Source organism: Arthrobacter sp. TJ-240, assembly GCF_058269195.1.
This window is the reverse complement of record NZ_JBZCNG010000005.1, coordinates 167155-194090: the sequence shown is the minus strand read 5'-3', so window position 1 is coordinate 194090 and position 26936 is coordinate 167155. Positions and strand designations below refer to the sequence as shown.

At 71.6% G+C, this 26936-nt stretch carries 26 protein-coding genes and 1 tRNA gene; 23 read left to right on the top strand and 4 right to left on the bottom strand.

All coding sequences use genetic code 11. From position 1 onward, the window contains the following. The first annotated feature begins 2 nt into the window (after window positions 1-2). Genes AC4D2C_RS13900 through AC4D2C_RS13890 form a run of 3 tightly spaced genes read left to right on the top strand, consistent with a single transcriptional unit; the run spans window position 3 to window position 2153 of the window. Window positions 3-1202 carry an alkaline phosphatase family protein gene (locus tag AC4D2C_RS13900; protein ID WP_490915463.1) on the top strand — a complete coding sequence of 400 codons (1200 nt, stop codon included), beginning with the start codon at window positions 3-5 and terminating at the stop codon, window positions 1200-1202. After that, window positions 1195-1941: a thymidine kinase gene (locus tag AC4D2C_RS13895; protein WP_490915462.1), complete on the top strand. Its 747-nt coding sequence runs from the start codon at window positions 1195-1197 to the stop codon at window positions 1939-1941. Before AC4D2C_RS13900 ends, AC4D2C_RS13895 begins: the two co-directional genes overlap by 8 nt. Before the next feature lie 2 nt (window positions 1942-1943). Further along, window positions 1944-2153 carry a hypothetical protein gene (locus AC4D2C_RS13890; RefSeq protein WP_490915461.1) on the top strand — a complete coding sequence of 70 codons (210 nt, stop codon included), beginning with the start codon at window positions 1944-1946 and terminating at the stop codon, window positions 2151-2153. Here AC4D2C_RS13890 and sepH read toward each other — a convergent pair. Continuing rightward, a complete protein-coding gene (gene sepH, locus AC4D2C_RS13885) occupies window positions 2150-3454 on the bottom strand; it encodes a septation protein SepH (protein ID WP_490915460.1) in 1305 nt (434 codons plus the stop codon). The genes AC4D2C_RS13890 and sepH overlap by 4 nt on opposite strands. Window positions 3455-3740: 286 nt before the next feature. Between sepH and AC4D2C_RS13880 the strand changes: the two genes are divergently transcribed. Continuing rightward, window positions 3741-3986: a DUF4193 family protein gene (locus tag AC4D2C_RS13880; RefSeq protein ID WP_490906513.1), complete on the top strand. Its 246-nt coding sequence runs from the start codon at window positions 3741-3743 to the stop codon at window positions 3984-3986. A gap of 19 nt (window positions 3987-4005) precedes the next feature. Here AC4D2C_RS13880 and AC4D2C_RS13875 read toward each other — a convergent pair whose 3' ends face one another. Beyond that, window positions 4006-4482: a DUF3093 domain-containing protein gene (locus AC4D2C_RS13875; RefSeq protein ID WP_490915459.1), complete on the bottom strand. Its 477-nt coding sequence runs from the start codon at window positions 4480-4482 to the stop codon at window positions 4006-4008. 107 nt (window positions 4483-4589) lie between these two features. Here AC4D2C_RS13875 and dut point away from each other — a divergent pair, with 107 nt between their 5' ends. The 4 genes from dut to AC4D2C_RS13855 all read left to right on the top strand — a co-directional run bounded on the left by dut (window position 4590) and on the right by AC4D2C_RS13855 (window position 7303). Continuing rightward, window positions 4590-5096, top strand: a complete 507-nt coding sequence (gene dut / locus AC4D2C_RS13870) for a dUTP diphosphatase (RefSeq protein WP_490915458.1) — start codon at window positions 4590-4592, stop codon at window positions 5094-5096. A gap of 86 nt (window positions 5097-5182) precedes the next feature. Next, on the top strand, window positions 5183-6088 hold the full coding sequence (locus tag AC4D2C_RS13865; protein ID WP_490915457.1) for a DUF3710 domain-containing protein: 906 nt from the start codon (window positions 5183-5185) through the stop codon (window positions 6086-6088). Between the two features lie 56 nt (window positions 6089-6144). Then, complete coding sequence (locus AC4D2C_RS13860; RefSeq protein WP_490915456.1) at window positions 6145-6504, top strand: hypothetical protein; 360 nt, start codon at window positions 6145-6147, stop codon at window positions 6502-6504. Window positions 6505-6514: 10 nt separating this feature from the next. Further along, entirely contained in the window at window positions 6515-7303 is a 789-nt protein-coding gene (locus AC4D2C_RS13855) for a DUF3159 domain-containing protein (protein WP_490915455.1), read from the top strand. 4 nt (window positions 7304-7307) lie between these two features. Here the strand turns inward: AC4D2C_RS13855 and AC4D2C_RS13850 are convergent, their stop codons facing one another. Both AC4D2C_RS13850 and AC4D2C_RS13845 read right to left on the bottom strand, forming a co-directional pair. Next, on the bottom strand, window positions 7308-7994 hold the full coding sequence (locus AC4D2C_RS13850) for a potassium channel family protein (RefSeq protein ID WP_490915454.1): 687 nt from the start codon (window positions 7992-7994) through the stop codon (window positions 7308-7310). Then, window positions 7991-8665, bottom strand: a complete 675-nt coding sequence (locus AC4D2C_RS13845; protein WP_334209525.1) for a potassium channel family protein — start codon at window positions 8663-8665, stop codon at window positions 7991-7993. Before AC4D2C_RS13845 ends, AC4D2C_RS13850 begins: the two co-directional genes overlap by 4 nt. A gap of 102 nt (window positions 8666-8767) precedes the next feature. Between AC4D2C_RS13845 and AC4D2C_RS13840 the strand changes: the two genes are divergently transcribed. The 15 genes from AC4D2C_RS13840 to AC4D2C_RS13770 all read left to right on the top strand — a co-directional run bounded on the left by AC4D2C_RS13840 (window position 8768) and on the right by AC4D2C_RS13770 (window position 26835). Next, window positions 8768-10744 carry an APC family permease gene (locus AC4D2C_RS13840; protein WP_490915453.1) on the top strand — a complete coding sequence of 659 codons (1977 nt, stop codon included), beginning with the start codon at window positions 8768-8770 and terminating at the stop codon, window positions 10742-10744. 5 nt (window positions 10745-10749) lie between these two features. Continuing rightward, a complete protein-coding gene (locus tag AC4D2C_RS13835; protein WP_490915452.1) occupies window positions 10750-12123 on the top strand; it encodes a class I SAM-dependent RNA methyltransferase in 1374 nt (457 codons plus the stop codon). Between the two features lie 118 nt (window positions 12124-12241). Further along, complete coding sequence (gene dxs / locus AC4D2C_RS13830; RefSeq protein WP_490915451.1) at window positions 12242-14215, top strand: 1-deoxy-D-xylulose-5-phosphate synthase; 1974 nt, start codon at window positions 12242-12244, stop codon at window positions 14213-14215. Between the two features lie 467 nt (window positions 14216-14682). Next, window positions 14683-18117 (top strand): Rne/Rng family ribonuclease, encoded by a 3435-nt coding sequence (locus AC4D2C_RS13825; RefSeq protein ID WP_490915450.1) that lies wholly within the window; start codon window positions 14683-14685, stop codon window positions 18115-18117. A gap of 340 nt (window positions 18118-18457) precedes the next feature. Further along, the gene (rplU, locus tag AC4D2C_RS13820) at window positions 18458-18766 is read left to right on the top strand and encodes a 50S ribosomal protein L21 (protein WP_087073581.1); all 309 of its coding nucleotides are present in this window, start codon (window positions 18458-18460) and stop codon (window positions 18764-18766) included. Window positions 18767-18822: 56 nt separating this feature from the next. Further along, on the top strand, window positions 18823-19083 hold the full coding sequence (rpmA, locus tag AC4D2C_RS13815; RefSeq protein WP_028280075.1) for a 50S ribosomal protein L27: 261 nt from the start codon (window positions 18823-18825) through the stop codon (window positions 19081-19083). A 117-nt stretch (window positions 19084-19200) separates the two neighbouring features. Next, window positions 19201-20784 (top strand): GTPase ObgE, encoded by a 1584-nt coding sequence (gene obgE / locus AC4D2C_RS13810; RefSeq protein WP_490915449.1) that lies wholly within the window; start codon window positions 19201-19203, stop codon window positions 20782-20784. 3 nt (window positions 20785-20787) lie between these two features. Continuing rightward, window positions 20788-21945, top strand: a complete 1158-nt coding sequence (gene proB, locus AC4D2C_RS13805; protein ID WP_490915448.1) for a glutamate 5-kinase — start codon at window positions 20788-20790, stop codon at window positions 21943-21945. A 47-nt stretch (window positions 21946-21992) separates the two neighbouring features. Further along, window positions 21993-23312 carry a glutamate-5-semialdehyde dehydrogenase gene (locus AC4D2C_RS13800; protein ID WP_490915447.1) on the top strand — a complete coding sequence of 440 codons (1320 nt, stop codon included), beginning with the start codon at window positions 21993-21995 and terminating at the stop codon, window positions 23310-23312. A gap of 109 nt (window positions 23313-23421) precedes the next feature. Further along, a complete protein-coding gene (locus tag AC4D2C_RS13795) occupies window positions 23422-23658 on the top strand; it encodes a hypothetical protein (RefSeq protein WP_490906311.1) in 237 nt (78 codons plus the stop codon). Between the two features lie 38 nt (window positions 23659-23696). After that, window positions 23697-24407: a nicotinate-nucleotide adenylyltransferase gene (nadD, locus tag AC4D2C_RS13790; RefSeq protein WP_490915551.1), complete on the top strand. Its 711-nt coding sequence runs from the start codon at window positions 23697-23699 to the stop codon at window positions 24405-24407. A gap of 82 nt (window positions 24408-24489) precedes the next feature. Continuing rightward, complete coding sequence (locus AC4D2C_RS13785) at window positions 24490-25554, top strand: hypothetical protein (protein WP_490915446.1); 1065 nt, start codon at window positions 24490-24492, stop codon at window positions 25552-25554. 27 nt (window positions 25555-25581) lie between these two features. Continuing rightward, window positions 25582-25989 (top strand): ribosome silencing factor, encoded by a 408-nt coding sequence (gene rsfS / locus AC4D2C_RS13780; protein ID WP_104049834.1) that lies wholly within the window; start codon window positions 25582-25584, stop codon window positions 25987-25989. Then, window positions 25986-26666 carry a histidine phosphatase family protein gene (locus tag AC4D2C_RS13775; protein WP_490906309.1) on the top strand — a complete coding sequence of 227 codons (681 nt, stop codon included), beginning with the start codon at window positions 25986-25988 and terminating at the stop codon, window positions 26664-26666. Before rsfS ends, AC4D2C_RS13775 begins: the two co-directional genes overlap by 4 nt. A gap of 96 nt (window positions 26667-26762) precedes the next feature. Further along, window positions 26763-26835: transfer RNA gene (locus tag AC4D2C_RS13770), tRNA-Ala, on the top strand. The last annotated feature ends 101 nt before the right edge of the window (window positions 26836-26936 follow it).

The window sequence follows — 26936 nt, the reverse complement described above, 5'->3', positions numbered from 1 at the left end:
CGGTGGTCTTCGACAGGGAGCCCCTCCCGGCTCCGCCCCTCTACGGTGCCTCCACCGTGGCCGACGTGATGACGAGCGCGGCCGCGGCGCTCGGCGTCGACGGCTTCACCAACGCCCTCGCGCTCCCGCGCGCCCGGCGGGTCGCCGTCGTCATGGTGGACGGTCTCGGCATGCCGCTCCTGCGCAGGTACGCCGCGCACGCGCCCTACCTGCGCGAGAGCCTCGACTCGGCCCGCGTGCTCTCCTCCGCCTTCCCGTCCACCACCGCGGCGTCGCTCGCGAGCCTCGGCACGGGGCTGGCTCCCGGACAGCACGGCATGGTGGGCTACGACGTCCTCGATCCCGCCCAGGGCCGCGTGGTGAACATGCTGGGCCGCTGGGACGCCGACGTCGACCCGCTCGCGTGGCAGCCCCACCCGACGGTCTTCGAGAGGGTCTCCGCCCACCTGCCCGTGGTCACCGTCAGCCAGCCGCGCTTCGAGGACTCCCCGATGACGCGGGCGGCACTGCGGGGCGCCACCTTCGTGGGCGCCGGCACCATCCAGGCGCGGATCGACGCAGCAGCGGTGCAGCTGGCGTCGGCACCCGCCATGCTCGTGTACTTCTACGTCAACGACCTCGACAAGGCCGGCCACCGGTACGGCGTCGACTCCCCGGAGTGGGTGCGCGCCCTGGAGGACCTGGACGCGGCATTGAGGCTCCTGGCCCGCCGGGTGCCGTCCGACACGCTCCTGCTCCTCACCGCCGACCACGGCATGGTGGACGTCCCGCCGACCCAGCGCATCGACTACTCCGAGCGTGCGGATCTCGTGGACGGCGTGGCACACACCGGCGGCGAGCCGCGCATGGTCCACCTCTACCTCGAGCCCTCGCTGTCCGCGGCGGACCGGGACGCGCTGGCCCTGCGCTGGCACGAGGCCTTCGGTACCCGCGCCTGGGTCCTGACCCGCCGGGAGGCCGTGGCCCGGGGCTACTTCGGAACGGTGAGCGACGTCGTCCTGCCGCGCATCGGCGACCTGCTCGTCCTGGCGCGCGAGGGGATCGCCCTGATCGACGGACGGCGCGCGGACCCGGCGGCCTTCGACATGGTCGGGCAGCACGGGTCCCTCACGCGCGCCGAGCGCGACATCCCCCTGCTGACCCTGGCCATGCCCCGGGCTCCCAAGCGGCGGGGCAGCGGCAAGGGGGCCGGGCGTGGCTGAACTGCTGTTCTTCTCGGGCACCATGGACTGCGGCAAGTCCACCCTCGCGCTGCAGATGGACCACAACCACAAGGCCCGCGGCCGCCGCGGGGTGCTCTTCAGCTCCCACGACCGGGCGGGGGAGTCCATGATCTCGAGCCGGCTCGGGCTGCAGGTCCCGGCCGTCGAGGTCTTCCCGGACACCGACTTCTGGGTGGAACTCACCGTCCGCCAGACCATGGGGGCGCGGATCGACTACGTCATCTGCGACGAGGCCCAGTTCTACACCGTCGACCAGATCGACCAGCTGGCGCGCGTCGTGGACGAGATGGACATCGACGTGTTCGGCTTCGGCATCACGTCGGACTTCCGCACCCGGCTGTTCCCCGGGTCGCAACGCCTCATCGAGCTCGCCGACCGCGTGCAGGTCCTGCAGGTCGAGGCCCTCTGCTGGTGCGGCAAGCGTGCCACCCACAACGCCCGCACCGTCGACGGCGTCATGGTGGTCGAGGGCGACCAGATGGTCGTGGGCGACGTCGACCAGCCGCTCGACCCGGACGCGGGCACACCGGTCGAGGCGGAAGGACCGGCGGCGGGGCCTGAGACGCCGGGGGAGAGCCGTGGTCCCGTGGTCGGCTACGAGACGCTGTGCCGGCGGCACCACATGCGCCGCCAGACCTCGAGGACGTCGCCGTCGCTCTACTCCAACCAGGTGCCCCTGCCCTTCGAGCCGAAACAGCGGGCGTCTGGCAGAATCTGAGCATGCCGCACACCGGAGGACACACAGAGAACGGAGCACACGGCGACCAGGACACGCTGCGGGTGCCGTTCTGGATCGTGCTGGCGGGGGTCGGGGCAGGTGCCTTCTGGGCACTCGCCGGGGTCGCCGTCGGAGCCGCACTGACGCGCCGCCGAGGAGCGGGCGGACCGCCCCGGAGGACGGACCCGCCCTGGCCGGCCGGGCGGCGCTAGTCGCCCTTGCGGCCGAAGACGATATCGTCCCAGCTCGGCACGCTGGACCGTTTCGGCTTGGCACGGCGCTCCGCCGCCGCGTCGGGCTTGTCCGCGGCGGGCTTCCCGGCGCCGCCCTTGCCCGGGTTCGCGTCCCTGCTGGTCTCCCGCACCGACTCGTCGCCTGCGCCGCGATCCGCTCCCGTCGAACGGGGGGCGGACGGTGCGGCCGCGGGCGGGTGCTGCGGGCGTGAGGGCTGCGCGAAGACGCTGATCTCGCGCGTATCGGTGCTGACGCCGTCGTACAGCCGGGGCGTGCCGTCGTCGTGCTGAGCCGGGTCCGGCGCCGGATCGAGGAGATCGGCGTGATCGGCCGCACCGGGGGCGAGGGCCAGACCGGGCACCTGGACGTCCTGCTCCTCGGGCGTGTCGTCGTTGCGCGGGTGGGCGGCCGGGATCCCGCCGCGGCTGAGCAGCTCCGCGAGCGCATCGTCGCCGTTCTCGTCCGCCCCGAGGCGCTGGCCCCGCCGTGAGCGGAGCACGTCCAGCAGGCCGTCCTGGTCGGCGGACGCCTCGTCGGCCTCGTCGGCCTTCTCCGCCTCGAAGTCGAAGACGCGGTCCGCCACGGCGCTGAGCCTGCGGGCCGGCAGCGGTCCGTCGAGCGGTTCCAATTCGCTGAGCACCTGTGCCCACCGGTTGCCGTTGGTGACGGTCTTCCGCGTCGGGTTGTAGGTCCACCGGGCAGGCGGCTGCTCGCCGAGATCCACCTGCGAGCCGTCGGGCAGGTCGAACGACGCCTCGACGTGCCAGGAGCCGTCCTGGCGGCGCCAGGAGTCCCACTCGACCGACGCCGGGTCGATCGCGTAGCTGCGGACCCGGAACGCCACCATGTCCCCCAGCGTCGCCGGGCTGTCGCCGAACGCGGAGCGGTACCCGTCGTGGCTGGGCAGGGGAGTGGCGACCTCGACGCGCTGCGCGAGATAGGCCACGTAGTCGCGCTCGGCACGGACCGGGCCTTCGTAGCGCTCCACGTGGGCGAGGTCGAGGCCCGACTCGGCGGACACCTGTTCCGCCGTGGCTCCCGCACGGATGCGCGCCTGGATGTCCCGCGGGGTCAGCTGGACCGGGGGCTTTGCCGGCTTCCGCCGGGGCTCCTCCCGAGCCGGCGACGCGGTTGCCGACGATGCCGGCGCCTGCGGCTCCCCGGCCCTGGTGCTCGCGGTGCGCAGCGCGTCGTCGAGGGGCAGCCGGTAGGACGTGCCCTCCTCGCCGCTCAACAGCAGATGTTCGCCATCCACACCCACCAGGCGTAACTCCTGCATCGATTCCTCCAGCCGACAATAATTCCTAGGTGAAACTGTGCCACTGAATGGCGGCCATTCCTACTACGCGGCACCGCGTGGCGGACGCCGCACCGGCGCCGGGCACAAAACGCGGGCGGTCGGCGTTATGCGATGTCGATGATGCTCGCCCGTCGGGTGAGTGGTGATGAAGGGGGAAGAGGCGGGTATGACACTCGACAGCACAGCGGATGGTGCGGACACGGGCGACGACGGCGAGGCCACCGGGCTGCACGGGCGGCCGGGGGACGGTGCGGCGCCGGCCGGCATGCCGGGCACGGGCGCAGCATCGGCGACGGCGCTCCTGGCGCCGCTGGTCGACGAGGACGAGCTCGAGGCGGCCGACTCCTTCGACCTGCCGGGCGCCGATCTCTCCAGCGAGGAGATCTCGGTGCAGATCCTGGCGGCGCAGGCCGACGAGTTCACGTGCGCCTCGTGCTTCCTCGTGCGCCACCGGTCGCAGATCGCCGACGAGCGGGGCGGGCTCCTGTACTGCGTGGACTGCGAAGGCTGAGACGCCCCGATCGGCGGGATCAGCCGCCGAGGGCCGCTGCGAGCCGCTCGGGGTTACGCGAGGATGCGAGCCAGTAGGGGGTGGGGTCCTCGGGGTCGTTGACCTCGATGCGCACCACGGGGGAGATCCACCCACGGATGCACAGGTAGGCGAGGCCGTTCAGGCCGGGCCCGCGCTGGTACGTGGCGTCGTCACCGGAGAACCACTCCACCGCGCCGAGGTAGGACCGTTCGATGCTCGCGCGCCCGACGGTGAGGGTGGTCGCCGTGACGGTGATGCGCGGCGTCGAGAGGATGAGCAGAGTGAACACGATGATCGCGACGACGACGGCGACACCAATCGCCACCTCTACGGAGATGGGCGCGAACATCACGATCGTGGCGGCCGAGAAGCCCGCCGCGATGAGCCACACCCAGGGCGTCGGCCATAGGCGTTCCTGGTAGAGGACGGCCTGGTCGGATGTGTTCCGGGGAGCTTCCCCTGGCGCGCTGGACATGACACAAGCATTCCACCATTTCCCCGGCTCCTCATCCCGACCGCCGTCCTGTCCCCGGGCAAAGGCGCTAAAGTGGGGGGCTGGTAACCGGATAGCGTGCGTGGGAGATGCGGTCGATGAGTACACAGCAGGACCTCCCGGTCCAGATCTCGATGCTCGACGACGGTCTCGAGCCTCCCGCCTACGCCACCGACGGTGACGCCGGGGCGGACCTGCGCACCGCCGTCGACCTCGTGCTCGAGCCCGGTGAGCGTGCACTCGTCCCCACGGGAGTGGCCGTGGCCCTCCCTTCCGGCTACGTGGGCCTCGTCCACCCGCGCTCCGGTCTCGCGGCGCGGCACGGCGTGACCATCGTCAACGCCCCCGGGACCATCGACGCCGGCTACCGCGGCGAGATCAAGGTCTGCCTCCTCAATACGGACCGGACCGAGTCCGTCCGTCTCGCCCGCGGCGATCGCATCGCCCAGCTGCTCATCCAGCGCGTCGAGCACGCGGCGTTCACCGTCGTCGACGAACTGCCCGAAAGCATCCGCGGAACAGCCGGGTTCGGCTCGACCGGCGGGTTCGGACAGGACCCGGCCCTGGCCGCCGTGGGCACTCCTGCGGAGGGCTGACCGCAGCGCGGTTCGTATCCGCCCCGCGCGACGACCGCACCTACTCGACACCTACTCGACCACGGAATCAGGAAAGGACCCCGGAGATGGCTTTTGGGCGCCTCAGGAAGAAGAAGAACGACGACGCGGCCGCGTCGCAGCAGGACGCCGCAGCGGCCGATGACGCACCGGCGGCCGCGGAGGGCACGCCCGTAGCTGCTGACGCCGCGACGGGCGCCGTACCCGAGGGCACCGGTTCCGAGGCCGCCGCCGCGGACACCGCGGCCGCGGACACCGCCGGTGCGGACACTGCGGATGAGGATGCCGCCGCGGTCCCCACGGCGGCGCCGGTCGCCCCCGTGCCGGCGGGTCATGTCTCGAGTGCCGACTACGACCGGTCCGCGCTCGGCCCGTTCGACCTCTCGGAGCAGGAGACCGAGAGCGGCTACATCGATCTCGGGGCCCTCCGCATCCACGCCACCGAGGGACTGCAGCTGCGCCTCGAGGTGGAGGAGCGCAGCAAGCGCGTCATCGCCGTGACACTGGACCTCGGCGGTTCGACGCTCCAGCTGCAGGCCTTTGCAGCCCCGAAGACCGAAGGGCTGTGGGACGAGATCCGCGAGCAGATCGGCGCGTCGGTGGGCTCGCAGGGCGGCACCGTGGAGGAACGGCCCGGCCGCCTCGGCACGGAACTCCTCGCGAAGCTGCCCGCCCAGACGCCGGACGGCCAGCCGGGCTACCGCGTGGCCCGCTTCGTCGGCGTCAACGGCTCCCGCTGGTTCCTCCGCGGCGTGTTCGGCGGGCCTGCGGCGCTCGACCAGAACGCCGCGGCCCCCATGGAGAAGCTCTTCCGCAGCGTCGTGGTGGTCCGCGGCGACCACCCCCTCCCGCCGCGCGAGCTCCTCCCGCTCAGGCTGCCCAAGGACGCCGCGGCGGGCCCGCCGCCCCTCACCCCCACCCGCCCGGACCTGAACCCGCTCGAGCGCGGTCCCGAGATCACCGAGACCCGCTGACCTCCGTGCCGGATCGGCAGTACGCACCAGGTTCCGACGACCCCGCAGGCCGGCCCGTGACCGCTGCGCCGGCCGGATCAGCGGCGCTGCCCGGACGCCCCGGCACGCCGGGCAGATCCGGACGGACCGACTCCGCGGCCCTGCCCGGACGTGGCAGGATCAAGGCGCACGGGGTCATCGTGAGGATCACGATCACCCCGGTGACGGCGCCGCCGTCGTTCGCGGCCCTCGCGAGGATCGACTGGAACGGGACGCACGAGGACGTGCGGATCGTCTGGATGGGCCAGCGCCGTGTCCCGGGCGTCGAGGCCGGCGTCGCCCTGCGCTTCGAGGGGATGCTGAGCCTGGTGGGCAGCATCCCCACGGTGTACAACCCCCGCTACGAGATCATCGGCCGCCCCGACGAGTTTGAATGAGGAACAGCACATGAGCCACCCGACGAACGAGCCCGGCGCCGACCGCCCGGAGAGTGCACGGGCAGTCCCCGGCCACGCCGCAGCCCCCGGGCGGTCTCCGGCGCCGCAGGCAGCCCCGACGGCGGCGGAGCTGGCGTCGCAGTACGCGGCGAAGTCCGGGGTCCGGCGCAACCACGACGGGCAGATCGACGTGCTCTCGTCGGTCGGCGGGGTGCAGGGGCTCGCCGAGAGCGTGGCTCCCGGACTCGTGTTCACGATCCTCTTCACCCTCACGAGGGACCTCCAGGTGTCCCTGATCGCGGCATTGGCCGCCTCGGCGGTCTTCACCGCCGTCCGGCTCGTCTCGCGCACCCCGGTGACCCAGGCCCTCGCCGGGCTGGTCGGCGTCGCGTTCTGCGCCTTCGTGGCACTGCGCACCGGCAACGCCGAGGACTTCTTCCTGCCGGGCTTCTTCATCAACGGCGCCTACATCGTGGCGATGGCCGCCTCGGTGCTCCTCCGCTGGCCGTTCGCCGGACTCCTGTTCGGGTTCATCCGCAACGAGGGCGTCGAGTGGCGCAAGGACCCGGTGCGCGTCCGCGCCTACGCCCTCGCCACCTGGATCATCGTCGCGGTCCTGGCCCTGCGGCTCGTGGTGCAGGTGCCGCTCTACCTCGTGGAGAACATCGCGGCCCTCGGCTCCACACGCGTGGCCATGGGCCTGCCGCTGTACGCCCTCGGCCTCTGGCTGGCGTGGATGGTCTCCCGCCCGGCGGGCGCGGTGCCCGCGGCCGGGTCCGACGCCGATCCGAAGGGCTGACCCCTCAGGACGGCTGCTCGGCGCCCCGGTCGGTCCGCGCGGAGAGGGCGGCGCGCAGATCGTCCTCCGCGGCGATCGCGGCGAGGAAGAACATCTCGTCGCCGTCCTCGACGACGTCGTCCGGGCTCGGTGTGATGGGGGAGTCGTCCCGCAGGACGGCGACGACGGCGCAGTCCTCGGGGAGGCGGATCGAGCCGATGGTGCCGCCCACGAGCGGGGAGTCCGCGGGCACTGTGAACTCGACGATCGAGGACACCCCGGTCTGCAGCGTCAGCAGGCGCACCACGTCGCCCACCTCCACGGCCTCCTCGACGAGCGCCGTCATGAGGCGGGGGGTGTTGACGGCCACATCCACGCCCCAGGAGTCGTCGAACATCCAGTCGTTCTTCGGGTTGTTCACCCGGCCCACCGTGCGGCCCACACCGAACTCGCTCTTGGCGAGCAGCGACACCACGAGGTTCACCTTGTCGTCGCCCGTGGCGGACACCACGACGTCGGCCTCCTCGAGGCGGGCGTCCTTCAGCGTGGTGAGCTCGCAGGCGTCGCCGATCAGCCACTTGGCCCCCTTGAGCCCGCTGCGGCCGATCACCTCCGGCTTCTCGTCGATCAGCAGGATCTCGTGGTTGTTGCCCAGCAGCTCGCGGGCGATCGAGGACCCGACGCTCCCGGCCCCGGCGATGACGACCCTCATCGGTTCTCCTCCTTCGGGGCGGCGGCGAGGATGCGGGTGATCTCGTCGGTCGCCGTCGTCTTCATCATGGCGTGCAGGATGTCACCCTGCTGGTAGCTCGTCTCGGCGGTCGGGAGGATGCCCTCGCCGAAGCGCGTGAGGTAGGCGATGCGGACGCCGCTGGCGGCCTCGATGCTGCGGAGCGACCGCCCGAGCCAGGCGTCCGCGAGCGCGAGTTCGGCGAGGATCAGGCGGCCGGAGGTCTCGCGGAAGTCGCCGTTGATGGTCTGCTCGGGCAGGATCCGCCGCAGGACCTGGTCCGCGCTCCAGCGGACCGCCGCGACCGTGGGGATGCCGAGGCGCTGGTAGATCTCGGCGCGCCCCGGGTCGTAGATGCGCGCGACGACGTGCGGCACGTGGAAGGTCTCGCGGGCCACGCGCGTGGCGAGGATGTTGGAGTTGTCGCCGCTGGACACCGCCGCGAACGCGTAGGCGTCGCCGATCTCCGCGTACTTCAGGGTCTCCCGGTCGAAGCCGACCCCGGTCACCTTGCGACCGCCGAACGAGGACCGCAGCCGGCGGAACGCGCGGTCGTCCTGATCGATGATCGCTACCGAGTGCCCGGAGTCGTCGAGGGTGTGCGCCAGACTGACGCCCACCCTGCCGCACCCCATGATCACGAAATGAGCCACCGAGGGCACCCCTGATTCTTGGTGTAGATCCTGCTGTTCCGTGCCGTACCAGCACCAAGCCTAGTGGCTGCCCGGGGGCGCGGACGCGCTAGTGTTTGGGCTGTGCTGACTTTTCTCGAGGCTGTCAAGAGGGTGCTGGTGGGCAAGCCCTTCGCCAGTGACAGGTTGAGGAGCAGGACCCTGCCGAAGCGCCTCGCCATGCCCGTCTTCTCCGCGAGCGCGCTCTCGTCCGTCGCGTACGCGCCGGACGAGATCCTCCTGACCCTCGCTCTCGCGGGAGTGGCGGCGGTGGCCATCTCGCCCTGGGTGGGCCTGGCCGTGATCGCGGTGCTGCTCGTCGTCGTCGCCTCCTACCGTCAGGCGATGCGCGCCTATCCGTCGGGCGGGGGCGACTACGAGATCGCCAAGCGGAACATCGGCCCGCGGGCCGGGACCACCGTCGCGTCGGCGCTGATGATCGACTACGTCCTGACGGTCGCGGTCTCGGTCTCCGCGGCCGCCCAGTACCTCGTCTCGCTCGCCCCGGCGCTCGAGGGCGTCCGTGTCGCGCTGGCCGTCGTGGGTGTCGCCGTGCTCGTGCTGCTGAACCTGCGCGGCATCACCCGCGGTGTCCGGGCCCGCGCCGTCATCACCTACGCCTTCCTCGCCGGGATCCTCGCCCTCTGCGCCACCGGGATCGCCCAGGCCCTCGCAGGCACCCTCGCCGAGGCGCCGAGCGCACGCTTCGAGATCATGCCGGAGGCGGCGCTCGACGCCGGCCTCGTGGGCCTGGCCGGCGCGCTGTTGATCCTCAGGGCCTTCTCGGCGGGCGCCGCGGCCCTGACCGGGCTCGAGGGGCCCGTGTCCAACGTGCCGCGCTTCCAGGCGCCGCAGAGCCGGAACGCCGCGACGACGATCCTCATCCTCGGGCTCGTGTCCTCGGCGATGCTCGCGGGCGTCATCTACCTCGCCAACGCCGCCCGCGTCCACGTGGTGCAGGACCCCGCGGCGCAGCTGCGCCTCGACGGCGGGCCGATCCCGGCGGACTACATCCAGGCGCCGGTGGTCAGCCAGCTGGCCAGGACCGTGTTCGACGCCGGATCCCCGGCCTTCTACGGCGTGGTCGCCGTGACGGCCCTGATCCTCCTGCTCGCCGCCCATGCGGCCTTCGCCGCCTTCCCCGTGCTGGCGTCCACGCTCGCCACCGACGGCTACCTGCCCCGGCAGCTGCGCACCCGCGGGGACCGCCTGACCTTCAGCAACGGCATCCTCCTGCTCGGCCTCGGCGCCGTGGTGCTCATCGTCTTCTTCCGGGCGGACGTCACCGCGCTCGTCCAGCTGTACATCGTGGGCGTGTTCGTCTCCTTCACGGGCGGACAGCTCGGGCTGGTCCTGCACTGGACCCGCGCCCTGCGCAGCACCGTCGGCACCCAGGAGCGCTGGGCCATGCGCAAGTCGCGGGCCATCAACACGCTGGGCTTCGCGCTCACCGCCGCGGTGCTCGTCGTGGTGCTCGTCACCAAGTTCGAGTACGGGGCGTGGATCGCCGTGCTCGCCATGGCCGTGCTCGTCGTCGTCATGCGCAGCATCAAGAAGCACTACGACGTCGTGGCCGCCGAACTCGCCATCGACGACGCCGTCCACCTCCGGGCGCTCCCCTCCCGGGTGCACGCCGTGATCCTCGTCTCCCACGTCCGGAAGCCGGTCCTGCGCGCGCTGGCGTTCGCGCGAGCCTCCCGGCCGTCCCGGCTCGACGCCATCACGGTGGACGTCGACCCCGAGCAGACACGCCGCACCCTCGCCGACTGGGAGCGATACGAGATCCCCGTGCCCATCACGGTCCTCGCCTCGCCCTACCGCGACACCATCACCCCGATCCTCGAATACATCACCACGATGCGCCGGGACTCCCCGCGCGACCTCGTGGTGGTCTACATCCCCGAGTACGTGGTGGGAAGGTGGTGGGAGCAGCTCGTGCACAACCAGACGGCCCTGCGCATCAAGGCGCGCCTGCACTTCGTGCCCGGCGTGATGGTCGCGAGTGTGCCGTGGCAACTCGCGTCCTCCGACGCGACCCGCATCTACCAGGACCTGAAGTAGGAACCATGACCGCCCCTGAACCATCAGCAGCACCCGCCACCGACGCCACCGACGCCACCGACGCCACCGCAGCAGAACCGGCGCCGACGGCGGAGCTCACGATCGAGCGGCCCGCGCACGGCGGCCACTTCGTGGCCCGGCACGAGGGCCGCGTGGTGTTCGTCCGGCATGCGCTGCCGGGCGAGCGCGTGCGGGTCCGCTTCACCGGGACGGACGACGACGCGAGCTTCTGGCGAGCCGACGTCGTCGAGGTGCTCGAGGCCTCGCCGCACCGCGTGACGCATCCCTGGCCGCTCGCGGACGCCCTCTTCACCGCGGCCCGGGGGCGCGCGCCCGTCGGCGGCGCCGAGTTCGGGCACATCGCCCTCGACGAGCAGCGGCGCCTGAAGGCCGCGATCTTCGAGGAGCAGCTCACCCGCCTCGCGAGGACCGAGAGGACGGTGACCGCGGAGCCCGCACCGGGTGAGGCCGCCGACGGGCTCGCCTGGCGCACCCGGGCGGCCTTCGCCGTCGACGCCGCCGGCCGCCTGGCGATGCACCTGCACCGCTCGCACGCCGTCGTCCCCGTCCGGGAGATGCCCCTGGCCGTCCCCGCGATCAACGCGCTGCGGCTGTGGACCCTCGACTTCTCGGGCATCGAGCGGGTGGACGTGGCCGCGCCGTCCGGCGGGGGAGAGCCGCTGGTCCTCCTCGTCCCCGCCGCGGGCACCTCCCCGCGGCGCATCGCGGCCGTGGCGTCCTCGATCGACGGCGCCTCGGTGGGGGTCCTCGAACCCGAGTCCGGCCAGGTGCGGCGGCTCACCGGGCGGACCTGGCTGCAGGAGAGCGTGCTGGGCGTCGACTACCGCGTCACGGGGGCCGGTTTCTGGCAGATCCACCGCGGCGCTCCCGAAGCCCTCGTCTCGGCGGTGCTCGACGGCCTCCAGCCCGCCGCGGGCGAGCGGATCGCCGACCTCTATGCGGGGGCCGGGCTGTTCACCGTGCCGCTCGCGCACGCCGTGGGCCCTGCCGGGGCGGTGCTGTCCGTCGAGGGGTCGGCCGGCACGAGCCGCGACGCGAAACGCAACCTCCACGGCCAGGACCACGTGGCCATCGTGCAGGGCCGGGTGGACGCCGTGCTCGGCCGCTGGAGCGAGCCGCTCGACGCCGTGCTGCTGGACCCGCCGCGCGCGGGCGCCGGGAAGAAGGTGGTCCGGCAGATCCTCGACGCCGTCCCCCGCGTGGTCGGGTACGTGTCGTGCGACCCGGCGTCGTTCGCCCGAGACCTCGGTTACTTCCTCTCGGCCGGCTGGACGCTCGACACCCTCCGGGTGTTCGACCTCTACCCCCACACACACCACATGGAATCGTTCGCGCGTCTCCTGCCGCCGTCGGCCTGAGGACCGGGCGGGTGCGGATCGCCGGGCCCGATGGCACCGGGCCGGAAGCCCGAACGTTAGAGTTAAGACCAATCAGCGGCGATTCCTTCGCCACGCCTAACGAACCGAGGAGGCGCCGATGGGACTTCTGGAGACTATCCAAGGCCCGCAGGACCTGAGCAAGCTCAGCGACGCTCAGCTGACGGCTCTCGCCAGGGAGATCCGCTCGTTCCTGGTCAGCAACGTCTCGCGCACGGGCGGCCACCTGGGGCCCAACCTCGGGGTGGTGGAACTGACCCTCGGCATACACCGCGTGTTCGACTCGCCCCGCGACAGCATCATCTTCGACACCGGCCACCAGTCCTACGTGCACAAGCTCGTGACCGGGCGCCAGGACTTCAGCACCCTCCGTCAGCAGGGCGGACTGTCCGGCTACCCGTCCCGCGCCGAATCGGTGCACGACGTCGTCGAGAGCTCGCACGCCTCGTCCTCGCTCTCGTGGGCCGACGGCATCTCCCGCGCGCGGGTCCTGAACGGCGAGGGCGACCGGTACACCGTCGTGCTCGTGGGCGACGGTGCCCTGACCGGCGGCATGGCCTGGGAGGCCCTCAACAACATCGCCGCGGACAAGCGGCGCCGCGTCGTGATCGTGGTCAACGACAACGGGCGCTCCTACGCGCCGACCATCGGCGGCGTGGCCGACTACCTCGCGTCCCTGCGCCCCACCCTGGACTCGGTGCGCACGCACCGCGTGTACGAGCGGACCCTCGACTGGGTGAAGCAGCGCATGCAGGACGGCGGCACGATGGGCGAGTTCAGCTACAAGAGCCTGCACGCCATGAAGAAGGGCATCAAGGACTGGTGGGCGCCCCAGGGCCTCTTCGAGGACCTCGGCATGAAGTACGTGGGTCCCGTGGACGGCCACGACCAGAGCGCCGTCGAGCAGGCACTGCATCTGGCCAAGAACTACGAGGGGCCCGTGATCGTCCACGCGATCACGGAGAAGGGCCACGGCTACGCCCCGGCCCGCGCACACGAGGCCGACCAGTTCCACGCCGTCGGCGTGATCGACCCCGAGACGGGGGAGCCCGTCGACGCGGCGGGCCAGCAGTCCTGGACCTCCGTCTTCGCGAACGAGATCGCGGACATCGCCGACGAGCGCCCCGACATCGTGGGCATCACGGGCGCCATGCTCATCCCCGTGGGCCTCCACCGCTTCGCGGCACGCCACCCCGACCGGGTGTTCGACGTGGGCATCGCCGAGCAGCACGCGCTCACGAGCGCGGCCGGCATGGCGTTCGGCGGTCTGCACCCCGTGATCGCCCTGTACGCGACGTTCCTCAACCGCGCCTTCGACCAGCTGCTCATGGATGTCGCCCTCCACAAGGCGGGTGTGACGGTGGTCCTCGACCGGTCCGGCGTCACGGGGCCCGACGGCGCGAGCCACCACGGCATGTGGGACCTCGCCCTGCTGCAGGCCGTTCCCGGCCTGCACCTCGCCGCTCCGCGCGACGCGTCCCGGCTCCGGGAGGAGCTCCGGGAGGCCGTCGCCATCGGCGACGCCCCGAGCGTGGTGCGCTACTCCAAAGGGTCCGTCGGCGCGGAGGTCGAGGCGATAGAGCGCCTCGACGACGGCGTCGACGTCCTGTCCCGCCGTCCGGCCGGGTCCCGCCACAACGACGTCCTGATCGTGAGCGTCGGTGCCATGAGCGAGCTCGCCCTGGATGTGTCCAACCGGCTCGGCGCGCAAGGGATCAGCTCGACGGTCATCGATCCGCGCTGGCTCCTGCCGGTGCGCCGGTCCGTCATCGACCTCGCCGCCGAACACCGCATCGTGATCGTCATCGAGGACGGGGTGAGGGCCGGCGGCGTCGGCTCCAGGATCCGCCAGGAGATGCGGTCCGCGGGCGTCGACACCGCGCTCAACGAGGTGGGCCTCCCGGTCGAGTTCCTCGACCACGGGACCCGCAACCAGGTCCTCGAGCGCGTGGGCCTCACCGCCCAGCAGATCACGCATGACGTGGTCGCGCAGGTGCTGGGCACCAAGGTGCCGGTCGCGCGGCCGCTCGCCGGGGACCACGCCCCCGCGACAGGTCAGCTCCCGAAGCTCTGAGGACCCCCGGCGTCCCGTCCGCGCCGTCTTCGGCCGGTGGCGGGGATCGTCGGGCCCGCCCTGCCGGGGAGCGCGAGCCGCGATCGGGGCGGGCTCGCCGTCACGCGGGACCCTTTCGAGGAGGTGTGGTGTGAGATAATGACGAAGGCTGGTGAAGGAACCACATTCCTCCGCCGGTCCAGTGACAGGCTTCCGTTCAGCCAGCGATGCTTCCGTCCTACCGAGTCCGCCCCGTCGGCGGAAGTAGGGGGAATCCGCTGGAGGAACCCACCGTCGACAAGGACGGCTGAGGTGGAAAAGCGCCACTGGTCTCCGAATGATTCCGCACCCCAATGACGGTGTGACCTCGGACGACATGACAACGACTTCCGGCCGGCCGCCGGGCGAAAGGCCCGCGGCCGGCCGACATACCGCCCTGGAGGGCGTTGGAATGTGGCCGACGCCGCAGGGGCTTGGAGCAAGCACCCATGGATCAGTCAGAACAGCTGGGGAACGACCAGAACACAACCGTTGCACCGGAGACCGTGCAGCCTCCGGAGCAGGCCGGGCCGGTGAAGGCGCCGCGCAGGCGCCGCGCGGCCAGTGCCCCCGCGGGGGCCCCACCCGCCGTGCAGGCGCCGGCCGTCGACACCACCGCCGAGGGCGCACCCGTCCCTGCGGAGTCCTCCGATGCACCTGTCGCCGACACTTCTGCCGGCGAAGCGCCCGCCGCGCCGGTCCGCAAACGGGCCACGCGCGCACGAAAGCTCGCCGTCGTCCCGACCGACGACACGCCGACGGACACCGTGCCAGACGCCGCCCCGACCAGTGCCGCCGCAACGGATCCGGTGACCACCCCGGATGCCGGCGCCGATGCAGCACCCGCCGCCCCCGTGCGGGCAGCACGGACGCGGCGCCGCGCGGCCACGGCCGAAGCCGGCCCCGCCCGGCCTGTCGAACAGCTCCCCGTCGCCGAGACCACGACGGCCTCGGCCGCGGAGACCATCACGACCGCAGCCCCGCAGGAGGCCGCGGCCCCGGCCGACGCCGGTGACGGCACCGACACCGCCGCCGAGACCGGGGAGAAGCCGGCGCGTGCGCGACGCACCTCCACCCGGACCCGCAGCCGCCGCGCCTCCGAGCCCGTCCAGGCCGTCGAGACAGGGACCGCCGACACCTCGGGCGCCGACGCCCCGAACGACCACGCCCCGAGCGACGACACCCCGAGCGACGCCGTGGCGGGCGCGTCCGCCGGACAGCCACAGGCGGGGCCGACGCCCGCCCCCGCCGCCACCCCGGACGCCGGCGCCGAGCAGGACACGGACGACGCCGCGGACCAGCCCGTCGACGGACACCGCGGCGACCCCTTCGCCGTCCCGGAGTCGCCCCTGTCGCTCCTGTTCCACGCACCCGATCTCAGCACCGTCACCGTGCCCTCCGTCAAGGTCACCCCGCCCCGCGAGGAGGACACGGAGGACGACACCGAGAACCCCCCGAGCTCCGAGGACTCCAACCGCCGGTCACGGCGGAGCCGCCGCACCCGCAGCCGCCGCGGCGACGCAGTGCAGGCCGGATCGGCCTCGGATGACGCCGAGGCCTCGGACGAGCAGCCCGCCACCAATGGACCCGACGACGGCGCGGCCGTCACCTCACGTCGTCGCCGCCGTCGCCGCCGTGGCGACCAGGACCTCGAGCTCTCGGGCGGCGACGACGACGACCCGCCCAACACGGTCACGCGCGTCCGGGCTCCCCGGCAGTCCAGCGAGCCCGTCTCCGACCGCGTCACCAGCGTGCGCGGCTCCACCCGGCTCGAGGCGAAGAAGCAGCGGCGTCGCGAATCCCGCGACACCGGTCGCCGCCGCCAGGTCATCACCGAGGCCGAGTTCCTCGCCCGTCGCGAATCCGTGGACCGGCAGATGATCGTCCGCCAGCGCGACGACAGGATCCAGATCGGCGTGCTCGAGGACGGCATCCTCGCCGAGCACTTCGTCTCACGGACCCAGCAGGACTCCCTGATCGGCAACGTGTACCTCGGCAAGGTGCAGAACGTGCTGCCGAGCATGGAGGCCGCCTTCGTGGACATCGGCCGCGGCCGCAACGCCGTCCTGTACGCCGGCGAGGTCAACTGGGATGCCGCGGGCCTCGACGGCCAGCCGCGCCGCATCGAGCTCGCGCTGAAGTCCGGCGACCCCGTCCTGGTGCAGGTCACCAAGGACCCGGTGGGTCACAAGGGCGCCCGGCTCACGAGCCAGATCTCCCTGCCCGGCCGGTACCTCGTATACGTCCCGGGCGGCTCCATGACGGGCATCTCCCGCAAGCTGCCCGACGTCGAGCGCAACCGCCTCAAGCGGATCCTCAAGGACCGCCTGCCCGAGAACGCGGGCGTGATCGTCCGCACCGCGGCCGAGGGCGCCAGCGAGGAGGAGCTGACCCACGACATCAACCGGCTCCGCGCGCAGTGGGAGGAGATCGAGCGCAAGTCGGGCTCGACGAAGACGCTCGCCCCCGAGCTCCTCTACGGCGAGCCCGACCTGACCATCAAGGTGGTCCGGGACGTCTTCAACGAGGACTTCTCGAAGCTGGTCGTCTCCGGGGAGGACGCCTGGGACACCATCGAGGCCTATGTCATGTACGTGGCGCCGGATCTCGTGGGACGCCTCGAGAAGTGGACGGGCGAGGAGGACATCTTCGCCGCGTCGCGTATCGACGAGCAGATCGCGAAGGCGCTCGAGCGGAAGGTGTTCCTGCCGTCGGGCGGATCCCTCGTGATCGACCGGACCGAGGCCATGACCGTCGTCGACGTCAACACCGGCAAGTTCACCGGCAGCGGCGGCAACCTGGAGGAGACCGTCACCAAGAACAACCTCGAAGCCGCGGAGGAGGTCGTACGGCAACTCCGCCTGCGCGACATCGGCGGCATCATCGTGATCGACTTCATCGACATGGTGCTCGAGGCGAACCGCGACCTCGTCCTCCGGCGCCTCGTGGAGTGCCTCGGGCGGGACAGGACCAAGCACCAGGTCGCAGAGGTCACGTCGCTCGGCCTCGTCCAGATGACGCGCAAGCGCATGGGGACCGGCCTGCTGGAGGTCTTCGGGGAGGACTGCGAGCACTGTGCGGGCCGCGGCGTCGTCACGCATATGGAGCCGGTCGAACACCGCCGCTCCCTGCCCCTGCCCGAGAGCCAGCCGATGCGTCAGGACAAGCCGTCCCGGAGCGAGCGCAAGCGGAACCGGGGCCGGAGCGGTCAGCCGGTGGACGAGGTGCCCGTGCAGCTTCCCGCCCCCGTGGCCGAGAGCCCGGAACGCGCGGCGAAGGCCGAGGCCGCCCGTGCCGCCCTGGCGAGCATCGCGGCCGCGACGCACCACGCGCATGAGGACCAGGCGCATGAGGACCAGGCGCACGAGGACCACGCGGAGGAGGCGGTCGCCGAGGCCGACATCCAGGTGACCGAGGCCGTCCTCACGATCAACGGTGAGACGGTGACCCTGCCCCGCGCCGAGAGCCGGCCGCAGGCCCGGCAGGAGCGCGACGCAGCGCCGGCGACCCGCCTGACGCTCGACAGCCTCAGCGAGGCCTTCAACCGGAGGCCCGCGGCTGACGAGGCGGAGCGCCCGGCTGCATCAACGGACGACGGCGGACCCGCCACCGGGGGACCGGCACCGGAGGCACCGGAGGTATCTGTGGCTCCCGCGACGGCACCGCCCGTGGCGCCGGCTCCCCGTACCCGTCCGCGTCGTCGGGTGGCCCGCAGCGCCCAGGGTGCAGCGGACACGACGATCGAGACCCAGGGCGCCGAGACCGCCGCCGGGCAGTCCGGCACACGGCACGTCGCCAAGGCCCCTGTCACGGTGCGCACGCCCGAGCCCTCAGGCGCCGAGCCGCTGATCTTCGGCGTCGGCGTGCCGGCGTCGGAGCTGTAGCGCCACAGGACCGGCCGGCCCGCACGGCTGCACGCTCCGCGGTGGAAGGCCGGGGTCCGCGAGGACCCCGGCCTTCCACATCCCCGGTCCGGGGGCCGTGCACGTGCCGCTGATTTGCGGGAAGGTGCCGTACTGCCGTAATCTTGACCCTCGGTGCACTCGCCTGTTAACCGGCATGTCCGGCGCACGCAGATGTCCTCCCGACACCAGCAGCCGCAGGCAGCGGTGCCGGGGACGCGCAGCGCGGATCCGGTACGAGGAGCAACCTTCAGGATTGCTGCGGAGGCGCACCCAGGTTTTTTCATCAGAAGTCAGATAGTCGAGAGAAGTGAGTTCCCAAGTGGTGTACGCGATTGTCCGCGCAGGCGGCCGCCAAGAAAAGGTTTCTGTAGGAGACCTCGTTACCCTTGACCGCGTCACCGGTCAGGCCGGAAGCACGTTCAAGCTTCCCGCCCTCCTTCTGGTAGACGGCGCCAAGATCACCTCCGCAGCGGAGGACCTCGCGAAGGTCACCGTCACTGCCGAGATCGTCGAGAATCTTCGTGGACCGAAGATTGTCATCCAGAAGTTCAAGAACAAGACCGGCTACAAGAAGCGCCAGGGTCACCGTTCGGAACTGACCCGCGTCAAAATCACAGGCATCGCGTAGTCCCCTCGGGCTACCGTTCGGTCACGTAGACACTTCAGCGAAGGCAGGCATAACTCATGGCACATAAGAAGGGCGCAAGCTCCACTCGCAACGGCCGCGACTCGAACGCGCAGTACCTCGGCGTGAAGCGCTTCGGCGGTCAGGTCGTCAAGGCCGGCGAGATCATCGTCCGCCAGCGCGGCACCCACTTCCACCCGGGCGCCAACGTCGGCCGCGGCGGGGACGACACCCTGTTCGCACTCGAGGCAGGCGCCGTCGAATTCGGCACCCGCCGCGGACGCAAGGTCGTCAACATCGTGGGAGCAGCAGCAGAGTAATTCTGCCTGTACACGGTGCGAGAAGCATTCGGGTGGGGTGAGCCTCTACGGCTCGCCCCACCTTCTTTTAAGCCGATTAGACTCGGCACAGCGAGAGATTTGTAGAAGGAGACCACCGTGGCGAGCTTCGTTGACCGCGTAGTCCTGCACGTATCCGGAGGCACCGGTGGCCACGGCTGCGTCTCCGTCCACCGCGAGAAGTTCAAGCCCCTGGGCGGGCCCGACGGCGGCAACGGCGGCGACGGCGGCGACGTCATCCTCCGGGTCGACCACCAGACCACCACCCTCCTCGACTACCACCACGCCCCGCACCGGCACGCCACGAACGGCGGCAGCGGCATGGGCGACTGGCGCGGCGGCAAGAACGGGGAGACGCTCATCCTGCCCGTCCCGGACGGCACCGTCGTCAAGACGAAGGACGGCGAGGTCCTCGCCGACCTCGTGGGCGAGGGCACGGAATTCGTCGCCGCGGCCGGCGGGCAGGGCGGGCTCGGCAACGCCGCGCTGTCCTCCCAGAAGCGCAAGGCGCCGGGCTTCGCCCTCCTCGGCATCCCCGGCGACGAACGCGACGTGGTCCTCGAGCTCAAGTCCATCGCGGACATCGCCCTCGTGGGCTTCCCGTCCGCCGGCAAGTCGAGCCTCATCGCCGCGATGTCCGCCGCCCGCCCGAAGATCGCCGACTACCCCTTCACCACGCTGGTGCCGAACCTCGGCGTCGTCGAGGCCGGTTCCACCCGCTTCACCATCGCCGACGTCCCCGGCCTCATCGAGGGCGCGAGCGAGGGCAAGGGCCTCGGCCACCACTTCCTGCGCCACGTGGAGCGCTGCGCGGCCCTCGTGCACGTCCTGGACTGCGCCGCGCTCGAGACCGACCGCGACCCGCTGGCCGACCTCGAGATCATCGAGCGTGAGCTCGAGAAGTACTCGGTGGACATGAGCTTCGCGGGGCCCGACGGCGACGTCGTCCCCCTCAATGAGCGCCCCCGGCTGATCGCACTCAACAAGGTGGACGTACCGGACGGGCGCGACATGGCCGACTTCGTGCGCCCGGACCTCGAGGCCCGCGGCTACCGCGTCTTCGAGGTGTCCGCCTCGAGCCACGAGGGACTCCGCCAGCTCGGCTTCGCCATGGCGGAGATCGTCGAGAACGCGCGCAAGGCCGTGGCCGCAGCACCGCCGAAGGTCGCGCCGCCCGTGCTGCGCCCGCGCGGCGTCAATGCCGCCTCCTTCAGGATCCGGCATGAGGAGAAGGACGCCCTGCCGCTCTTCCGCGTGCTCGGCGAGAAGCCCGAGCGCTGGGTCATGCAGACCGACTTCACCAACGACGAGGCCGTCGGCTACCTCGCGGACCGCCTCGCCAAGCTCGGCGTGGAGGAGCAGCTGTTCAAGACCGGCGCCAAGCCCGGCGACACCGTGGTGATCGGCGAGGGCGACGGCGTCGTCTTCGACTGGGAGCCGACCATGATGGGTGGCGCCGAGCTGCTCGCCGGCCCCCGCGGCTCCGACCTCCGCCTCGCCGAGTACGTGCGGCCCACGCGCGAGCAGAAGCGCGAGGAGTACCAGGAGCGCAAGGAGGCGAAGGCCGCGGCCCGCGCCGACCTCGAGGCCGACCGCAAGGCCGGTGTCTGGACCGAGTCCATGCAGAACCGCACGCGTCCGGCCCGCGGCCAGCAGGACACGGACGGCGAGACCGGGGACTGACGCGTGGCGCTGGAGCGGGCCGGGCAGCCCTCCGTGTCCCGGGCGGGACTCGCCGCTGCCGGGCGGATCGTCGTGAAGGTCGGCTCGTCGTCGCTCACGTCCGTGTCCGGAGGTATCTCCGGTGAGGCCCTCACGGGCCTCGCCGACGTCCTCGCGGCGCGGCGCACGGCGGGCACCGAGGTCATCCTGGTGTCCTCCGGGGCGATCGCCGCAGGGCTCGCGCCCCTCGGCCTCGCCCGCCGGCCGGCCCAGCTGTCCACCCAGCAGGCAGCCGCGAGCGTGGGGCAGAGCCTCCTGATGGCGCAGTACGCCCAGGCCTTCGCCGCCCACGGCGTCACCGTGAGCCAGATCCTGCTCACCGCCGACGACCTCATCCGGCGCTCCCACTACGCCAATGCGCACCGCGCCATGGAGCGGCTCCTGAACTTCGGCGTCGTGCCCATCGTCAACGAGAACGACACCGTCGCGAGCCACGAGATCCGTTTCGGCGACAACGACCGCCTCGCGGCGCTCGTGGCGCACCTCGTCAAGGCGGAGGCACTCGTGCTCCTGTCCGACGTCGACTCCCTCTACGACGGCCCGCCCACCGAGGGCGCGCGCCGCATCCCGCTCGTCGGGTCGCCGGCTGACCTCGACGGCGTCACGATCGGCCGCACCGGCAAGGCAGGCCTGGGGACGGGCGGCATGGTCACCAAGGTCGAGGCGGCGACCATCGCCGCCTCCTCCGGCATCCCCGCCCTCGTCACCTCCACCGCGAACGCCGCCGCCGCCCTGCGCGGCGAGGACGTGGGCACCTGGTTCACGCCCACCGGCAAACGCCAGCCCATCCGCCTGCTCTGGCTGGCGCACCTCGCCCGTGTCCTCGGCACCCTCGTGCTCGATGACGGCGCGGTGCGCGCCGTGGGGGAGCGGCGCCGGTCCCTGCTGCCCGCCGGGGTGGTCGACGTGTCCGGTGTCTTCGAGGCCGGCGATCCCGTCCAGCTCGTGAGCGGCGACGGGACCGTGGTGGCGCGCGGCCTCGTGAACTACAGCTCGGCCGAACTGCCGCGGATGCTCGGGAGGTCCACGCACGACCTCGCCGACGAGCTCGGCTCCGAGTACGAGCGTTCGATCGTGCACGTCAACGATCTCGTGGTGCTGCGGGCCGCCGCAACGTCATGAACGGCCCTGGACGCCGCGGGCGGGCAGCTCCTCGCTAGACTGCTGGGATGACCGATGTGCAGGCTGAGACGACCCCCCGGACCGACGACGCCGACGCGCTGTCCCCGGACCAGCTCACCGCGGCCGTCCACTCCATCGCGGACCGGTCCCGAGTCGCGTCCCGGACGCTCGGGCGCGCCAACCGCGCCCGCAAGGACCGTGTACTCCTCGCCGTCGCCGACGCCCTCGTCGCGCGACGCGACACCGTCCTCGCGGCGAACCGGTCCGACGTCGAGCGCGGCCGCGCCTCCGGCACCTCCGCCTACCTGCTGGACCGGCTCGGCCTCGACGCCGCGCGCATCGACGGCCTCGCCGACGCGCTGAGGGAGCTCGCAGCGCTCCCGGACCCCGTCGGGACGGCGGTCCGCGCCGAGACCCTGCCCAACGGGCTGAGGATGCGGCAGGTCCGCGTGCCCCTCGGCGTCGTCGCGGCGATCTATGAAGCGCGCCCCAACGTCACCGTGGACATCGCGGGCCTCGCCCTCAAGAGCGGCAACGCCGTCATCCTGCGCGGCGGCAGCGCGGCGGCCGGCACGAACGCCGCGCTGGTCGGGATCATCCGCGACACCCTCGAGGACCACGGGCTGCCGGACGACGCGGTCCTCACCATCGACGAGTTCGGCCGCGAAGGCGCCCGCGTCCTCATGGAGGCCCGCGGACGCGTGGACGTCCTCATCCCGCGCGGCGGCCGGGACCTCATCCAGTCGGTCGTGACGTCGGCGCGGGTCCCGGTGATCGAGACGGGGGAGGGGAACGTGCACATCCTCCTCGACGAGAGCGCGGACGAGGAGATGGCGATCGACATCCTCCTCAACGCCAAGACACAGCGGCCCAGTGTCTGCAACACCGTGGAGACGCTTCTCGTCCACAGCCGTTCCCGCGCCGCTGCGGGCGTCCTCGCGGCGCTCGTGCGCGCCGGGGTGGTCCTGCACGTCGACGACCGCTCACGCGCACTGCTGCCCGCGGGAACCGACGCCCAGTCGGCCACCGAGGAGGACTGGGGCCGTGAATACATGCAGCTCGATCTCGCCGTGCGCACCGTGGACAGCGTCGACGAGGCGCTGCAGCACATCCGTCGGTGGAGCACGGGGCACAGCGAGGCGATCATCACCAACGACCTGGCGTCCTCGGAGGAGTTCGTCGCCGGGGTGGACTCGGCCGCGGTGCTGGTCAACGCCTCCACGCGGTTCGTCGACGGCGGCGAGCTCGGCCTCGGCGCCGAGGTGGGGATCTCCACCCAGAAGATGCATGCCCGCGGACCCATGGGCCTGGCCGAACTGACGACCACCAAGTGGATCGTGCAGGGCGAGGGGCAGATCCGCCGCTGACGGCAGGCCGGACGCGGAGTGGGTCCGGCCTGCGTTACGCGTACCATGGGAGAAACGCCCGCGCCGGACCGGATGGACCGGCAGACCCAGAACCGACAGAGGAACCACGATGCTCTATTCCCTCGGCAGCGCACTGCTGGCGACCGAAGCCATGGAACACCATACAGAGCTGCCGATGCCCGCTCTGGCCTACGGGCTCATCGTCATGGGCATCCTGCTCCTCCTGATGCTCGTCACCGTCTCGTTCTCCAACGTGCGGAACCGCCACGAGGCCGTGGAGGAGCACATCGACCCGCACAAGCAGCACGCCAACAACCACGACCACGGTGAAGCGAACCGGCACTAGCGGTCCAGGTGGCAGCTGACAGTATCGTGCGGGACGTCATGGGCGGCCGGCGGCATCGCGACGGATCACCGTGGCGCCTCGGCGTCATGGGTGGCACCTTCGATCCCATCCACCACGGCCACCTCGTCGCCGCGAGCGAGGTCGCCTCGGTGTTCGACCTGGACGAGGTGGTGTTCGTCCCCACCGGGCAGCCCTGGCAGAAGGCCGACAAGGACGTGACGGCGGGGGAGCACCGCTACCTCATGACCGTCATCGCGACGGCGTCCAACCCCAGCTTCACGGTGAGCCGCGTGGACATCGAGCGCCCCGGCCCCACCTTCACGATCGATACCCTGCGCGACCTGAAGGCCCAGCGGCCCGACGCGCAGCTCTTCTTCATCACCGGTGCCGACGCGATGGCCCAGATCCTCACCTGGAAGGACGCGGAGGAGCTGTGGTCGCTCGCGCACTTCATCGGGGTCACACGGCCCGGCCATGAGCTGAACGGGCGGGGACGCGACGTCAGCCTGCTCGAGGTGCCCGCCATGGCCATCTCCAGCACCGACTGCCGCCGCCGCGTGGGTGAGGGCAAGCCGGTCTGGTACCTGGTGCCGGACGGTGTCGTGCAGTACATCGCCAAGCACCGGCTCTACCGGGGCGAGGCACCGCCCGAGGGCGGTCTCACCGCGGGCACCGATGGCGAGGAAGTCCTTCTCGAAGAAGGGAAGCACGGGGGCAATCCCCGCGCCGTACAACAACCAACTGGGTGAACACGCGATGGGCAAGGCAGAGGACGACGCACGGAGGACCGGGTCTCAAGAAGCGGACCGTGCCGAGTCAGGGGGACTCGAGATGACAGGCAGCGACAGGTCCGGATCCGTCGTGGGCGGATCCGACACGACCACCGACGACGGAGCACGGCGGAGCAGGAGGGCAGCCGAAGCGCCTCTCGACGCGGTGCCCGAGGCGCGGCGGGAACGTGACTCACAGGCGCGCGCCCGGGACCGGGAGGCGCTGAGGACGTACCGTGCCCTCGCCGACACCCAGGGGACACCGGAGGAGGCACGACTCCGCGTGGAGACACCCACCCGCCGCCAGCTGCGGTTGCAGCAGGTCGGAGGCAGGGCAGTGCTCCCCGATCGCGGTACCGCGGGTACGCCGGTCCCCGGAGGACGCCGCGACCGCCGTCGCCAGGCCGGCCCGGTGGCTGATGCCCCTATGACCGCCGTCGACGCCCCGCCGGTCCACGGCGCTCCTGCGGACCGCCCGTCCGCCGACGCAGGCGAGGGACGGCGGCCGGAGGACATGCCGGTCGAGGAGGCTCTCGCCGCACGGAACGCGATCGCCGCGGAGGCAAGGGACCACGTTGCCGCCCTCCAGGCGTCGGGCACCGATGATCCGTTCACGGTGGACCTCGAGGTACTGGCGAAGCAGAACGCCCTCGCCGAGCGGGCCGCGGTCCTCAATTCCCGTGCGCGCCGGATGCAGGAGCTCTCGGAGCAGAACCGGCAGCCCACGCCGGAGCCGAGTGACCCGACGTCGGCGCACAACCTGTCGATCTTCGCCCCGCCGGAGTTCGTCACTGCACCGGGAAGCTCCGGGGCCGTCCTGCGGGTGCCGTCCACCTCCCTCGTACCGGTAGTGCTGCCGCGGCCCGCGGCAGCACCGTCCGAGGCGTCTGCTGCACCCGCCGTCGGTGGGGACCGCATCGACGCCGCAGTGCCTCAGCGCCCCGCCGTGCACGAGACCGAGCCGATCCGGGCCCGCAGCGCCTTCGGGCTCGACCCGCTCGATGCGATGACGGCGGGCCTGGGACGCTTGCGCCGGGTGCGCTACCTGCAGTATTCGTTGCTCGGCGTGGGCGCGGCGGCACTCTCAACCGGAATAGTATTGACAGTCAGCTCCCTCAATGGGTGAAACCGCTGGCACCACACAAGGAGATCAGTGAGCGCTACCGAAGAGTCCATCAGCATCGCCCGCACCGCGGCCCACGCCGCAGCGGACAAGATCGCACAGGACATCACCGCCATCGACGTCAGCGACCGGCTCGCCATCACGGACGTCTTCCTGATCGCATCCGCGCCGAGCGAGCGTCAGGTCAACGCGATCGTCGACGGCATCGAGGAGGAACTCTCGAAGCAGGGCCTCAAGCCGGTCCGGCGTGAAGGGCGCAGCGAGGGCCGCTGGGTCCTGCTCGACTACGCCCAGGTGGTCGTCCACGTGCAGCACGAAGAGGACCGCGTCTTCTACGCCCTCGACCGGCTCTGGAAGGACTGCCCGTCCGTCGACCTCCAGCTCGAGGGCGCGCTGCAGAGCTCGCCCCAGGTCGCGGCGTCCGACGACGCCGAGTGACGCGGTACCCCCACGCCGACCCCGCAGCGCGACGCGTCATCTTCTGGCGGCACGGCCGCACGGAGTGGAACCGCTCCGGCCTGTTCCAGGGCCAGGAGGATATCGACCTGGACGAGACGGGCCGGGAGCAGGCGGCGCGGGCGGCCGAGGTGCTGGTCACCCGGCAGCCCGCCCTGATCGTCTCGTCGGACCTGCGGCGCGCTGCTGACACGGCAGCCGCCCTCGCGGAGCTCAGCGGCGTGGCCGTGTCCTTCGACGAGCGCCTCCGCGAGACGGACGCCGGGAAGTGGCAGGGCCTGTCCTTCGCCGAGATCGACGAGAGGTTCGCCGAGGACAATGCGGCCTGGCGCGGGGGTGACCCGGACGTTCGTGCCGGCGGCGCGGAGAACCGGATCGACGTCGGGGATCGCATGCTCGCGGCGGTGACCGACGCCGTCGCCCGCATCGAGCCCGCGGAAACCCTCGTCGTGGTCAGTCACGGTGGGGCGATCAGGGCTGCCCTGGCGGCGCTCATGGGGTTGCCGCCCCAGCGGTGGGGTTCCCTCGCCGGGTTGTCCAACTGTCACTGGTCCGAGGTCCACGAGGTGGTCGGCAGGGCCGATGCCCTCTTCTCGTGGCAGCTGACGGAGCACAATGTGGGCCTCGGCTCGCTGCCGGAGGAGCCCATGGAAGGGTGAGCCGCGGCGGACCGTCGATTTGGCGAAGCCGCCAGAATTTACTAGACTGATCAAGTTGCTTCGACGGGGTGAGAATCTTCGGAAGCGACACAGTACGGGGCTATGGCGCAGCTGGTAGCGCACCTGCATGGCATGCAGGGGGTCAGGGGTTCGAATCCCCTTAGCTCCACGACGAACCGCCGGATGACGGGGCAAAAGCCCCGGTCCGGCGGTTTTTTGTTGCCTCGGATAGGCCCATGCCACCGTTTTGCCACCGTTCTGAGCACAGCT